The organism is Pelagibius sp., assembly GCF_028289705.1.
Lineage (GTDB): Bacteria > Pseudomonadota > Alphaproteobacteria > Kiloniellales > Kiloniellaceae > Pelagibius.
Map to the genome: position 1 here is coordinate 1 of NZ_JANQOI010000030.1, position 14,151 is coordinate 14,151.

Here is a 14,151-nt window from a genome sequence, read left to right on the forward strand (position 1 = left end):
CCAACGGCGCAATGACCCCGCCGCGCAGCCGGATCGCCCACGCCAATGTGGAACGGGTCGACCTGAAGCCCGACCCGCGCATTCCCGAACTGGCGAACCTGCTGGGCAAGGGCTTCATCCTGCCGGCGCCGATCCTGCCGCGGGCACGCTTCCGCTCGCTGGCCCTGCCGACGCCCATGTCGACCTGTCAGGAGAACCTGCCGCTCGCCCTCCTCGCCTACGACCCGGAGGGGCGGGAGATCGGCGCCAAGCGCCTCGGCAAGCTGCCGCGCGGCCATGCCACCCTGGTGGACGTGGCCGAGATCCTGGACGGTGAGGACATTGACTGGGGCCACATGGAACTGGTCTACGACTTCGCCGAGGGCGGAGAGGCCGACGGCTGGCTGCACGGGCTCTTCCGCTATGAGGACAAGGCTTCCGGCCACATCGCCGAGACCTCCTTCGGCGCCCACGTCTTCAACACCGTGATGACCTACAGGAACGAGCCCCAGTCCTACGCCGGGCGCGCGCCGGGGCTCTCCACCCGCCTCTTCCTCTCCTTCGGACCGGCGCCCTACGAGCCGCTCTGCCACCTGATCTATCCGGCCTCGACCCCCTGGCACGAGAGTAGCCGCACCACCCTGATGCTGCACGACAAGGCGGGCCGGTTGGTGGCCGAGCACGAGGTGCGCATCGCCTGCGGCGGCTCCCTCCTCTGGCGCCCGGCGGATTACTTCTCAGCCACCGATCTGGCAACCGCCGGCCCCGAGGGCTACGTCATCATCCGCGACCAGACCTGCCGCCTCTTCGGCTACCACGGCCTGACCAACGGCGAGACAGCCTTTTCCTTCGACCACATGTTCGGGTTTTAGGGACGCTGCCGGTAGCCCTCCGGTAAACGCCCGATGCGGCGGCATTTCCCCCTCACCCAGCTTCGCCTAAGCGCGACCTTCGATCGCGCAAAGGCTTCGCAACCCTCTCCCGCGGAGGGGAGAGGGTTTGCTGGTGCGGCCCAATGGAGCCCTCTCCCCCTGTGGGAGAGGGCTGCGCAGGCTTGGCGAGGGGAGCGAGCTTAGCCGGAGCTGGGTGAGGGGGACTCCCGGCGCCTCACTAAGCTTGGCAGAGCCCCGGAACTCAGATAGGGGAGCGGGACAGCTTTTCGTTCACCCTTGCTGAAGGAGCCCCTTTCGGTGCTGCGCCGTGCCGTGCTCGAGTCCTGGCCGCTGTTTCTCGGCATGCTGCTGCTGATGCTGAGCAACGGGCTGATGGTGACCCTGGTCACCCTGCGCGCCACCGACCTCGGCTTCACCCAGACCGAGATCACCTTCATGCAGGCGGCCTATCCCCTGGCCGCCCTCTTCGGCTGTCTGGTGGCGCCGCGCATCGTCGCGGCGGTGGGGCACATCCGCAGCTTCGGGGCACTGGCCTCCCTCTGTTCCATCTCGGCGCTGGTCCACATGGTGACCGCCGACCCCTATAGCTGGGCGGCCATGCGCGGGCTCGCCGGCTTCTGCTTTCCCGGGCTCTACGTAGTCTCGGAAAGCTGGCTGAACGGCCGCGCCGACAACCAGACCCGCGCCGCCCTGCTCTCCGTCTATTTCATCACCCAGACCGGCGGCGCGGCCCTCGGCCAGATGCTGCTCTACATCCCCGACAGCGAGGGCAACCTGCTGTTCGTCATCGTCTCGATCCTCATCTCCCTCGCCCTGGTGCCCATGCTGCTCTCGGCCCGCCAGGGCCAGGACTTCGAGGCGCCGGCGCGGCTTTCGGTGGCCGCGCTGTTCCGCATCTCGCCCCTGGGTCTCTCGGTGAGCTTCCTCAGCGGCCTCTCCCAGGGCGCCTTCTACGTTGGGCTGGGGCTCTTCGGCGTCGCCATCGGCCTGGCCGGCGACCAGGTGGGCCTGCTGGTGGCCGCCGGCACCCTGGGCGGCATGCTGGCGCAGTTTCCCCTGGGCGCCCTCTCCGACCGCATCGACCGGCGCCTCGTCATAGCCGGGGCCGCCGCCCTCGCCTTCCTGGCGAGCCTCGCCCTCGGCCTCGGCAGCGAGACCCTGGCCCCCGGCGGCTGGCTGTTCGGCGCCATCGCCCTGATGGGCGCCTTCATGCTGCCGCTCTATTCCCTGGGGGTGGCCCACTGCAACGACCGCCTGGCGCCGGCCCAGATGGTGGCGGCCTCCGGCGCGCTGGTGCTGGTGATGAACTTCGGGATCGTCCTCGGGCCCCTGGCCGGCGGTCTCTCCATCACCCACCTGGGCGCCCCGGCGCTGTTCTACTGCCTGGCGGTGCTGCAGGCCGCCACCGCCATCCTGGCCGTCACCCGCCTTGCCCTGGGCACGCGCCCCGTCGCCGAGACGGGCACCGCCCTGCCGGTGGGCCACACCGCGACCCCGGTGGCCAGCCGCCTCAACCCCGAGGCGCGGGAATGATCCCGACCCGCTAGTCGCCCTTGGACGGCGGCGAGCCGATCCGCTTGATGAGGTTGTGGCCCAGCGGACGGAAGCCCTGGCGCGCATAGGCCGCTTCGGCGGCGACGTTGCCCGCCAGCACCCCGATGAGGATCTGGTGATAGCCGCGCTTCATGGCTTCCGCTTCGGCTGCCGTCATCAGCGCCCGGCCGATACCGCGGCGCCGCAGGCCCTCGTCCACCGCCAGGTCGCCGATGTGGGCATAAGGCCGTTCCTCCGGGATCAGATAGACCGGGCCCTCCTCGAAGGTCAGGGTGAGAAAGCCGGCGACCTTGCCCTCGACCTCGGCGACCAGGATCAGGCCGTCGGTCTTCGCCACCTGCCTTTCGGAAGCCTGCAAGGATTCGTCTGCCCCTGACCGGTCGAGGCGCCGATCGCCGTCGATGGCGTTTTCACTGTGATTGAGCTGGCGCATCAGCTCGACCAGACGGTCCCGGTCCTGCGGCGCAGCCGTTCTGATCGTACAGTTCATCGCTCGGTCTCAGCGCGGTGATAATGGAAGGCGGCGGGCCACACGATCCAAGGCCTTGGCGGCCGCGTCAAGCCGTCGGAATTCGTCCCCAGCTTTGGATTTCCGCCACCTTGCGGCGCCCCCGACGGCTCTCTATGTTCTGGGAGAATCCCAGTCAGGAGTCCCCCCAATGGCGCAAGACGGCCACAGCCAGGCGCGGCACAGCAAGGTTCTCATCATCGGCTCCGGCGCCGCCGGGCTCACCGCGGCGATCTATACCGCGCGGGCCAACCTGAGCCCGGTGCTGGTGCACGGGCTGCAGCCCGGCGGGCAGATGACCATCACCACCGACGTGGAGAACTACCCGGGCTTCGCCGACGTCATCCAGGGCCCCTGGCTGATGGAGCAGATGCAAAAGCAGGCCGAGCACGTGGGCACCGAGCTGATCTCCGACATCGTCACCGAGGTGGACTTCGGCCAGCGCCCCTTCGTCTGCAAGGGCGACAGCGGCGCGGTCTATACCGCCGATGCGGTGATCGTCGCCACCGGCGCCCAGGCCCGCTGGCTGGGGATCGCCGGGGAGCAAAAATTCAACGGCCGCGGCGTTTCCGCCTGTGCCACCTGCGACGGCTTCTTCTACCGCGACAAGGAGGTCGTGGTGGTCGGCGGCGGCAACACCGCCGTGGAGGAGGCCCTCTACCTCGCCAACATCTGTTCCAAGGTGACGCTGGTTCACCGCCGCGACGCGCTGCGCGCCGAGAAGATCGGCCAGGACCGGCTGTTCCGCAATCCCAAGATCGAGGTGCGCTGGAACGCCGGGGTCGACGACATCCTGGGCGGCGACGGGCCCATGGACGGGGTCGAGGCGGTGCGCCTGCGCGACACCCAGACCGGGGCGCTGAGCGAGGTCCCCTGCGAGGGCGTCTTCATCGCCATCGGTCACGACCCGGCCACCGCCGTCTTCAAGGATAAGCTGGCGATGGACGCGGAGGGCTACCTGCTGGCCGAAGCCGGCGCTACCGGCACCTCGGTGCCCGGCGTCTTCGCCGCCGGGGACTGCGTCGACAAGGTCTTCCGCCAGGCGGTAACGGCGGCCGGGATGGGCTGCATGGCCGCGCTGGAAGCCGAGAAGTACTTGGCGGAAATGGAAGATTCGGCATCGCAAGCGGCGGAATAGCCTCGCCGCGGGCGCTGAACTATACTGGCGGTCGATTTTCCGGAACAGACCGGCCCTGACATCTTGAGATCCCGGCAGACCCGTCAGCCCGACGGGCGGCCGGTCGTTGTATGGAGGCAACCTTGCTGGACGATGTTGGCCTGCCCCAGAAGCGGGGCCTGGGCGCCACCATCATGGACTGGGACAAGCTGCGCATCTTCCACGCGGTGGCGGAGGCGGGCAGCTTCACCCATGCCGGCGAGCTGTTGAACCTCAGCCAGTCGGCGGTCAGCCGGCAGATCTCGGCCCTGGAAGACAGCCTGAAGGTACCGCTGTTCCACCGACATGCCCGCGGCCTGATCCTCACCGAGCAGGGCGAGCTGCTCTACCGCACGGCCCACGAGGTCTTCGGCAAGCTGGCCATGACCGAGGCCCAGCTCACCGAGAGCAAGGACCGCCCCAAGGGCCCCTTGAAGATCACCACCACCGTGGCCTTCGGCTCACAGTGGCTGTCCCCGCGCATGCACGAGTTCATCGACGTCTATCCGGAAATCGAGTGCCACCTGCTGCTGCTGGACCGGGAGGTCGACCTCTCCATGCGGGAAGCCGATCTGGCGATTCGTTTCTCCCCGCCGCGCCAGGCGGACCTAATCCAGCGCCACCTGATGACCGTGCACATGCACATCTATGCCGCGGCCAGCTACATCAAGAAGCACGGCGTGCCGCAGACGGCCGAGGAACTGGATAAGCACCGCATCGTGGTCTACGGCGAGGACGTGCGCCCGCCGGTGCCCGACGTCAACTGGCTGCTCAGGGTCGGCTACAAGGACGGCCAGCTGCGCCGCCCGACCATGACGGTGAACAACGTCTATGGGGTGATGAAAGCGGTGCAGTCCGGCGCCGGCATCGGCGCCCTGCCGGAGTACATGAGCTCCAGCAATGCCGACCTGGTGGAGATCCTGCCGGACCTCACAGGCCCCCAATTCGATGCCTATTTCGTCTACGCCGAAGAGATGAGGCGCTCTAAGCGCATCTCTGTGTTCCGGGATTTCCTGCTACGCAAGGTTGCAGAATCGAAATTCTGAACACCTGCCGGCGATAGGGCGGTCCGCGCCAAATCCGCCGCCGGGGCTGCCGGACGTAGCCAGATTTCACAAATATTTCAAAGTCTTGGCCAGCTATGCAGGGTCCGCATATCACCACTGCCCAGATGTATGTAGTAAAATAACCTCAAATCCCTATCTTCAACTCATCGGATGTTGCGATGCAGCATCCTCCGAGATTTTCGGCATCCCCCCGCCGAATTCCAGTTCCGAGCGCCCCCCGCTCGGAGAAGGGCCTGACCCTTTGAGGTTTCCCGCCTCACGTCAGGTCCTACGTCTCCCAGACGTGAAGCCTCCCTGTTCAACTTGCCGGGCCCTCGCGGCCCGGCATTTTTCTTTCGGGCACCAGCCCCTCACGCCCAATCGCTTCACTCACCGGCCAGGGCGGAGAGTGATGCTGATGAGGGCTCGGCGACCGGACTTGGGGCCAGCACGCCGCTGCGCTGCAGGGCCTGGCCGATGGCGCTCAGCCAGGGCTCGTTGCCAACACCCTCCGCGCCCGCCTCTACCGGCAGCAGCTTGGCTGGAGCTTGACCCTCCATCGCCGCCGCGTGCAGGGCGGTACCGTCTGTCCCCAGAACGATGCAGTCGGCGGCACGGGCCAAGAGGCCGGCGGCGGCCAGAGACGGCTGGTCCGCCGCCCTGGAGGGCCCGCCCGGGCCGAAGACTGCAAGGCTACAGCGCTCGACGCCGAGGCCCTCCCGCACGATTTCCGGCAAGCTGGCCCGGACCACCACAGCCGTGACCAGCGGGTCGGCAAAGGCCACCCGCAGCCTCTGGGCCAGCGAGGCCTTCGCCTTGGTCAGGGGCCTGCCGTCGAGGCTGACCCCTTCGCCCGTCGCCAGGGCCACCTGGTAGCCGCCGTCCCGCAGCAGGCGGCCGACCGCCTCCAACAAGGCGCCCTCGCCGGCCTCCTCGATCAAGTAGACCACCGGGATGCGCCCATCGTCGCCCTCGGGGAACAGGCCGGCGATAAAGCGCTCTTCCAAGGCGCCCTCCGGCAGGCCCATCAGGAACCCCGGTGTCGAGTTGATTTCGACGATGCCGCCGCCGCCATCCATCCAGGAACGGGCGATGTCCGGGATGACGAAATCGATCCCGGCGACCTCCAGCCCCATCACCCGCGCTGCCCGCAGGGCCAGGTCCCGGTTGTCGGGGTGGACCTGGTGGGAGATCGTTTCGGGCATGCCGCCCACGGAAAGATTGGACTGAAAGCGCAGCTTTACCTTGGCGCCGGCTTCGGGAACGTCGTCGAGGCCATAGCCCTGGGCTTTGAGAGTCCTCAAGGCGTCGTCATCGACGACGATCTTGCGGAGCCTCGCCGTGAGTTCATCCGTCCGCGTCGCGTTCACCTGCTCGACGAGCGCGCGCAGCGTGTCCTTGCCGTTGCCGGTCACCTGTGCCGGGTGTTGGCGCACCGCCGCCACGAAGGTCCCATACATCACCAGCAGGCGGTGGTTGTCGCCCTCGACGAAGCGCTCGACCAGGACCTCCCCGTGGAGGCTGCAGAGCTGAAAGGCGGTGCGCACCTCTTCCGCGTTCTGCAGCTTCACGTGAACCCCGATGCCATAGTCGCTGCGGTTCGGCTTCACGACAACCGGATATCCCAGGGCCTCCGCCGCGGCGACCGCTTGGTTCTCGTTCAGCACCAGGCGGTTCTGAGGCCCCGGAAGACCGGCATCGCACAGCAGTTTCGCGGAGGCCCACTTGTTGACACTGAACTTGACGCTGGTGAAGTCCGTGCCGGCGGGAAAGTGCTGCAGGACGGGTCGGCGCCTGGCGCCGTGCCCGAGGTAGAGGAAGTCCTCTTTCGGCAGCGGGCTGGCGATCGGGATGCCGCGTTTCCGCGCAGCGGCGATCACCAGCCGGAAGGTCTGGGATCCGCCGTGCTGCCTGTCGGTTTCCGGGTAGCTGGCGACCCGGCTGCGCAGCCAGCGTTCTTCGTTCTCCTCCAGATCGCCCGCCGCGCGCTTCGACAGTCCCTCCACGAGATCGAAGGCCAAATCCACCAAGAGGACGGAAGACGAGCGATTGGCACATTCGACCGCCAGATAGTCGCCGCGCAGAGCCGGCGCGGCGTTGACCAGCCGATAGCGGGCGACCTCGTAACCGGCGCCGCGCTGCAGCTTCAGCATGGCGCGGGCCAGGATGTCGGCGAGCGCCGGTTCCGCGCCCTCGCCAAGGGCAAAGGTGCCGCCGGGAAAGCGGATGCGGGCGCTGTCAGGCAGCGCCCGGTCGAGAAACTCTTCGACCTGGCGAAGGAAGGCGGCGGCCGATCCGGGAATCGGGATATCCCGCACCGCCGCCGCCGAGAGGATGATAAGGCCGCAGTCGGCGAAGATGTTCGGTGCGGACAGGAAGTGGGCGAAGTCAGACCGCGCCATTGGTTCCTTTGCCTCTGGAGGATCCCGGTTGTGACGGCATGCAATCGACACAAATCATAGTGGTGTCCGGGCATTCTACAACACCCAGATTAATCAGCAGTTGATGGCTTTGGATCTGTAGTCGCGTCGGCCGTCCGCGGGCGCGACTTGAGACTCCCCGCAGCTTTCAGGTGCCGGAGAGCAGGTAGGGGTTCTTCCAGCCTTCCAGCATGCGGATGTAGTTGGCCCGCGCAAAGGCGGTGGGGTCGGCGACCCGCTGCTGGCTGAGGGCGCCCTTCATCTCGGCAACGCTGTCATAGCCGCGCCGGTCCATCCATTCGGCGAGCCCCTCCACCAGGCTGCGGCAGTAAGCCGGGCCGTGGCGCAGCAGCGCGGAGGTGGTCATCACCGCATCGGCGCCGGCCAGCAGGTACTTGATCACCTCCGGCGGGCCCTGAACGCCGGTGGTGGCCGCCAGCGGCACGCCGATGCGGCCGTGCAGCATGGCGATCCAGCGCAGCGGCAGGCGGATTTCCTCGGCCTCGCTCAGTTGCAGGTCGGGGGCCACGGCCAGTTCGTCCAGATCGAAGTCCGGCTGGTAGAAGCGGTTGAAGAGCACGAGCCCGTCGGCCCCCGCCGCCTCGAAGCGCCGGGCCATGTGCGCCACCGCGCTGAAGTAGGGGCTGATCTTAAGCCCTACCGGCACCACGGAGGCGGCCTTCGCGGCGGTGAGCGCGTCCAGGTAACGCTGTTCCACCGCCTCCCCGCTCATATCCGGGTCGGCGGGCAGGTAGTAGACGTTGAGCTCGATGCCGCTGGCCCCGCTCTCGGAAAGCAGATGGGCATAGTCGCTCCAGCCTTCCGGGGTCACGCAGTTGAGGCTGGCGATGACCGGGATGTCCACCGCCTCGGCGGCGCGGCAGACCAGATCGAGATAGCGGTCCGGGCCGACATGATAGTCGTCGATGGCGGAGAAGTAGCTGAGGGACTCGGCAAAGCTCTCGGCGCCGACCGCAGTCAGGTGCTCGACCGAGGCCATCTCCTGCTGGAGCTGTTCCTCGAACAGCGAGAACATCACCACCGCCGCCGCGCCGCCGTCCTCCAGCCGCTTGATCCCGTCCAGGCTGGACGACAGCGGCGAGGCCGAAGCGACCACGGGGTGCTGCAGGTCGAGGCCCATGTAGCGTGTCGAGAGGTTCATCTCAGTCTTCCTCTTACCCTCACTGGCCGATCAGCCGCGCGCTTCGGCGCCGCCCAGCGCCATCTCCTCATAGACGCTCCACTTGCGCTCCACCGCCTCCTGCGCTCTCGCCATCAGCGTTTCGGCGACCTCCGGGTTGGCGTGGCTCAGCATGCGGTAGCGCAGCTCGTTGTAGGCATAGTCCTTGAGCCGGATCTTGGGCCGCTGGGAATCCAGCACAAAGGGGTTCTGGCCGGAGGGCCGCAGCGCCGGGTTGTAGCGCAGCAGCGGCCAGTAGCCGCTCTGCACCGCGAGGTGCTGCTGGTCGAGACCCTTCTGCATGTTGATGCCATGGGCGATGCAGTGGCTGTAGGCGAGGATCAGGGAGGGCCCCTCGTAGACCTCGGCCTCGCGGAAGGCCAGCAGGGTCTGCTGCGGGTTGGCGCCCATGGCGACGCGCGCGACATAGACGTTGCCGTAGGAGATCGCCTGGAGGGCCAGGTCCTTCTTGCCCACCGCCTTGCCGCCGGCGGCGAACTTCGCCGTGGCGCCGATGGGCGTGGCCTTGGACATCTGCCCGCCGGTGTTGGAGTAGACCTCGGTATCCAGCACCAGCACGTTGACGTTGCGCCCGCTGGCCAGCACGTGGTCGAGCCCGGCGGAACCGATGTCGTAGGCCCAGCCGTCGCCGCCGACAATCCAGATGCTGCGGCGGACCAGGTGGTTGGCGACGGAGAGCAGGTTCCGCGCCGCTTCGCCCTCGAGGGCGCCCAGCCGCTCCTTCAGCGCGCCGACGCGCAGGCGCTGGGCCCGGATTTCGGACTCGGTGCGTTGCGAGGCGGAGAGCACCGCATCGGCCAGCTCCTCGCCGACCTCCCTGCGCAGGTCATCCAGCAGCGCGCGGGCGAGATCCAGATGCTTGTCCGCCGCCAGGCGAAAGCCGAAGCCGAACTCGGCATTGTCCTCGAAGAGGGAGTTGGACCAGGCGGGCCCGCAGCCGTCCTCGTTCTTCGACCAGGGCGTGGTGGGCAGGTTGCCGCCGTAGATCGACGAGCAGCCGGTGGCATTGGCGACGATCAGCCGGTCGCCGAAAAGCTGGGAGAGGAGCTTCAGATAGGGGGTCTCGCCGCAGCCGGCACAGGCGCCGGAAAAGGCGAACAGCGGCTCCAGGAACTGGGCGCCGCGCACGGTGGAGAACTCCACCCGGGCGCGGTCGTTCACCGGCAGGGTCTCGAAGAAGGCGAGGTTCTCGCGCTCGCGCTCGAGGATCGGCTCCTTCGCCGTCATGTTGATCGCCTTCACCCCGGTGCGCTTGGCGCTCTTGGCCGGACAGACCTCGACGCAGAGTGCACAGCCGGTGCAGGCGTCGGGATAGATCTGCAGGCTGTAGCGGGTCTCCGGAAAGCCGCGGGCGTCGATCATCGCCGACTTGAAGCCCTCCGGCGCCACCTCCAGGTGCGGCTCGTGATAGAACTTGGCGCGGATCACCCCGTGCGGGCAGACCAGGCTGCAGTTGCCGCACTGAATGCAGATCTCCGGCTCCCACTCGGGCACGAACTGGGAGAGATTGCGGCGCTCCCAGGCTGCCGTGCCGGTGGGGTAGGAGCCGTCCTGCGGCAGGGCGCTGACCGGCAGCTCGTCGCCGCGCCCGGCCATCATCGCCGCGGTGACCTGCTGCACGAAGTCCGGCGCCTCCGCGGGCACGATGGGCGGGCTCTCGCGCCCGGCCGTGGGCGCGGCAGGCACCTCCACCCGATAGAGATGGGCCAGGGCCTCGTCGATGGCGGCGAAGTTCCGGCGGATCACCTCGCCGCCCTTCCGGGCGTAGGTCTTGCGGGTCGCGGTCTTGATCCGCTCGATCGCCTGGTCCGGCGGGATCACCTCGGCAAGGGCGAAATAGCAGGTCTGCATGATGGTGTTGATGCGGCTGCCGAGGCCGGCTTCCCGGGCGACCTTGTAAGCGTCGATGACATGAAAGGCGATGGACTTGTCGATGATCTCCCGCTGCAGGGCGCGCGGCAGGTGGTCCCAGACCGCCTCGGGGCCGTAGGGGCTGTTCAGCAGGAACACCGCCCCCGGCGCCGCGCGGGCCAAGAGGTCGACGCTGTCGACGAAGTGAAACTGATGGCAGGCCACGAAATTGGCGGACTGCACCAGGTAGGGGGCATGGATCGGCTCCGGGCCGAAGCGCAGGTGAGAGACGGTCTGCGAGCCGGACTTCTTGGAGTCGTAGACGAAGTAGCCCTGGGCGTGGAGGCCGGGATCCTCGCCGATGATCTTGATGGTGTTCTTGTTGGCGCCCACGGTGCCGTCGGCGCCGAGGCCGAAGAACATGGCCCGGTGATTGCCTTGCGGCTCGATGGCAAAGGCCGGGTCGTAGTCCAGGCTGGTGCCGGAGACGTCGTCGCGGATGCCGACGGTGAAATGGGCCTTCGGCATCGGCTCGGCGAGTTCCGCGAAGACCGCCTTCACCATCGCCGGCGTGAACTCCTTGGACGAGAGCCCGTAGCGGCCGCCGATGACCCGCGGCATGGCGTCCATCGGCAGCGTCCCGCGCGCCGCCGCCTCGGCGAGGCTGGTCACCACGTCCTGGTAGAGCGGTTCGCCCGGCGCCCCCGGTTCCTTGGTGCGGTCGAGGGTGGCGACGGCTTTCACCGTGGCCGGCAGGGCGGCAAGCAGGTGCGCCGCGGAGAAGGGCCGGTAGAGGCGGACCTGGATCACCCCCACCTTTTCCCCTTCGGCAGCAAGGTGGGCCACGGTCTCCGCCACGGTCTCGGCGCCGGAGCCCATCACCACGATGACCCGCTCGGCGTCCTCCGGCCCGGTATAGTCGAACAAGCCGTAGCGGCGCCCGGTCAGCGCGGCAAAGCGCGCCATGGCCCCCTCCACCACCGCGGGCACGGCCGCATAGAAGGGGTTCACGGTCTCCCGCGCCTGGAAGTAGACGTCCGGGTTCTGGGCCGTGCCGCGAATCAGTGGCGCGTCGGGATCGAGCGCCCGGCGGCGATGGGCGCGCACCAGGTCATCGTCGATCATCGACCGGATCTCGGCATCCGAGATCAGGGCAATCTTGTTCACCTCGTGGGAGGTGCGAAAGCCGTCGAAGAAATGGACGAAGGGCACCCGCGCTTCCAGGGTCGCGGCCTGGGCGATGAGCGCCAGGTCGTGGGCTTCCTGCACCGAGGCGGAGCCGAGCAGCGCGAAGCCGGTGGTGCGTGCGGCCATGACATCGGAATGATCGCCGAAAATCGACAGCGCCTGGGCCGCCAGCGAGCGCGCCGCCACATGAAAGACCGCCGCCGTCAACTCGCCGGCGATCTTGTACATGTTGGGGATCATCAGCAGCAGGCCTTGGGAGGCCGTGAAGGTGGTGGTCAGCGCCCCGGTCTGCAGCGCGCCGTGGAGGGCGCCGGCGGCCCCGCCCTCGCTCTGCATCTCGGCGATGTCGGGAATGTTGCCCCAAATGTTAGTGTGCCCCTCGATGGCCCACTGGTCGGCCAGCTCGGCCATGGGCGAAGAGGGGGTGATCGGATAGATGGCGCAGACTTCGTTCACTCGGTAGGCGACGGAGGCCACGGCCTCGTTGCCGTCGATGGTGGCCATCGCCGGCGCTGCCGCCGCCTCTGTCAGGCCTTCCTGCAACGGGGTTTCGTTCGGCATCTCGGCGTTCCGGTTCTCTCTGTCGGGTTCAGCCGGCAGCGACGGTCACGTCGCCGGTCTGCGGCACCATCTCGATGGCGTGGCAGGGGCACTGCTCGTAGCAGACGGCACAGCCGGTGCAGAGGTCGTCGTTGACCTGATAGCCCCGGCCGCGGCCCAGTTTGCTGATGGCCGATTCCGGACAGGCGCCGTAGCAGCCGTCGCATTCGTAGCAGTTGCCGCAGGACAGACAGCGCCGCGCCTCGTAGGTGGCCTCGGTCTCGCTGAGACCCTTGACGATCTCCTCGAAGGATTCGGCGCGGGTCTCCGCTTGGAGATGCTCCTGGGGTTTCTGCGGCGCGTCGGTGGAGTACCAGACGTGCAGCTTCTCATAGCCGGCAAGGGCATGCTTCGGCGATCTCCGGTAGACCTCCTTGCGCAGCCAGGCGTCGATGTGGCGGGCCGCCTTCTTGCCGTGACCCACGGCGGCCGTCACCGTGCGCTCCGCCGGCACCATGTCGCCGCCGGCGAAGAGCCCGGGATAGCCGGTCATCATGCTGTGGTCGACCAGCACCGTCCCGTCGTCCTGGAACTCGACCCCCGGGATGCCGCGCATGAAGGCGGTGTCGCTCTCCTGCCCCAGCGCGAGGATCAGGCTGTCGGCCTCCAGGGTCTCGAGCTCCCCGGTCGGCCGCGGGCGCCCGTCCTCGCCGATCTCCATGCGCTCCACCGTGAAGCGGGTGCGGTCGATGGCCTTGATGGTGCGCAGCCAATGGATCTTGACGCCCTCTTCCAGAGCGTCCTGCGCCTCGAAGTCGTGGGCCGGCATGTGCTCGCGGTCGCGCCGGTAGACGATCAGCGCCTCGTCGGCGCCAAGGCGCTTGGCGGTGCGCGCCGCATCCATGGCCGTGTTGCCGCCGCCGTAGACGGCGACCCGGCGCCCCAGCTTGGGCGCTTCCCCCGCGTCGACGCCGCGCAGGAAGCTCACCGCGTCGAGGATGGCGCCGGCATCGCGGGCCGGGATGTTGGTGCGCCGGCTGAGGTGCGCCCCGACGGCGACGAAGATGGCATCGAAGCCGCCGGCCGCCTGTTCGGCCAGCAGATCCTCCACCTTGTGGTCGAAGACCATGACCACACCCATGGCGGCGATGCGCGCCACCTCGGCCTCCAGGGTATCGCGCGGCAGGCGATAGGCGGGGATGCCGAAGTGCATCATGCCGCCGGCCACCGGCCCGGCCTCGTGGATCGTCACCTCATGGCCGAGACGGGCCAGGTGATAGGCGGCGGAGAGACCGCTGGGCCCGGCGCCGACGACGAGCACGCGCTTGTCGCTGGGCTGGCCGGGCTTGAAGGCCCAGCGGGACTCCAGGGCGAGGTCGCCGAGAAAGCGTTCCACCGCATGGATGCTGACCGGCTGGTCCAGGTGCTTGCGGTTGCAGGCAGACTCGCAGGGGTGATAGCAGACGCGGCCGTGGACGGCGGGCATGGGGTTATCACGGGTGAGGATGCGCCAGGCCTCCTCGAAGCGCCCGGCCTGGGCGGCATCGAGCCAGGCCTGAATGTTCTCGCCCGCCGGGCAGGCGTCGTTGCAGGGCGGCAGGAGATCGCGGTAGACCGGGCGCTGGGTGCGGAAGGGGCCGGTGCGGCGCTCCCGCGTCAGATCCGGCGGTCGCGTCAGGTCACTCGGGTTCGCCATCACACCATCCCCACCTGTCCAGGAAGGACCGTATCGGCCCGCCGGAGCCCCGGCGGCACCTCCGGCAATGCTGCCTTCGGTCCATTTTGTGGCCGTGGTGCCGTAGCCCCACGCGTGCT

The 14,151-nt window shown here is 68.2% G+C and carries 8 protein-coding genes and 1 pseudogene; 4 read left to right on the forward strand and 5 right to left on the reverse strand.

What is annotated here, in order from left to right:
* Window positions 1-851: pseudogene (locus Q0996_RS03525) on the forward strand (hypothetical protein); the annotation flags it as partial.
* A 318-nt stretch (window positions 852-1,169) separates the two neighbouring features.
* The gene (locus Q0996_RS03530) at window positions 1,170-2,405 is read left to right on the forward strand and encodes an MFS transporter (protein ID WP_299616056.1); all 1,236 of its coding nucleotides are present in this window, start codon (window positions 1,170-1,172) and stop codon (window positions 2,403-2,405) included.
* Between the two features lie 10 nt (window positions 2,406-2,415).
* Here Q0996_RS03530 and Q0996_RS03535 read toward each other — a convergent pair whose 3' ends face one another.
* Window positions 2,416-2,916: a GNAT family N-acetyltransferase gene (locus Q0996_RS03535; protein ID WP_299616058.1), complete on the reverse strand. Its 501-nt coding sequence runs from the start codon at window positions 2,914-2,916 to the stop codon at window positions 2,416-2,418.
* A gap of 169 nt (window positions 2,917-3,085) precedes the next feature.
* On the opposite strand from Q0996_RS03535, the gene trxB reads away from it, so the two are divergent.
* The gene (gene trxB, locus Q0996_RS03540) at window positions 3,086-4,072 is read left to right on the forward strand and encodes a thioredoxin-disulfide reductase (RefSeq protein ID WP_299616060.1); all 987 of its coding nucleotides are present in this window, start codon (window positions 3,086-3,088) and stop codon (window positions 4,070-4,072) included.
* A gap of 173 nt (window positions 4,073-4,245) precedes the next feature.
* The gene (locus tag Q0996_RS03545) at window positions 4,246-5,136 is read left to right on the forward strand and encodes a LysR family transcriptional regulator (protein WP_299616093.1); all 891 of its coding nucleotides are present in this window, start codon (window positions 4,246-4,248) and stop codon (window positions 5,134-5,136) included.
* Window positions 5,137-5,522: 386 nt separating this feature from the next.
* Here the strand turns inward: Q0996_RS03545 and Q0996_RS03550 are convergent, their stop codons facing one another.
* The 4 genes from Q0996_RS03550 to Q0996_RS03565 form a co-directional block, all read right to left on the reverse strand.
* On the reverse strand, window positions 5,523-7,538 hold the full coding sequence (locus Q0996_RS03550; RefSeq protein WP_299616062.1) for an acetate--CoA ligase family protein: 2,016 nt from the start codon (window positions 7,536-7,538) through the stop codon (window positions 5,523-5,525).
* A 166-nt stretch (window positions 7,539-7,704) separates the two neighbouring features.
* Window positions 7,705-8,718 (reverse strand): dihydroorotate dehydrogenase-like protein, encoded by a 1,014-nt coding sequence (locus tag Q0996_RS03555; RefSeq protein ID WP_299616064.1) that lies wholly within the window; start codon window positions 8,716-8,718, stop codon window positions 7,705-7,707.
* A gap of 30 nt (window positions 8,719-8,748) precedes the next feature.
* The gene (gene nifJ / locus Q0996_RS03560; RefSeq protein WP_322096632.1) at window positions 8,749-12,300 is read right to left on the reverse strand and encodes a pyruvate:ferredoxin (flavodoxin) oxidoreductase; all 3,552 of its coding nucleotides are present in this window, start codon (window positions 12,298-12,300) and stop codon (window positions 8,749-8,751) included.
* An 85-nt stretch (window positions 12,301-12,385) separates the two neighbouring features.
* A complete protein-coding gene (locus tag Q0996_RS03565) occupies window positions 12,386-14,032 on the reverse strand; it encodes an NAD(P)-binding protein (protein WP_299616067.1) in 1,647 nt (548 codons plus the stop codon).
* Window positions 14,033-14,151 lie beyond the last annotated feature (119 nt).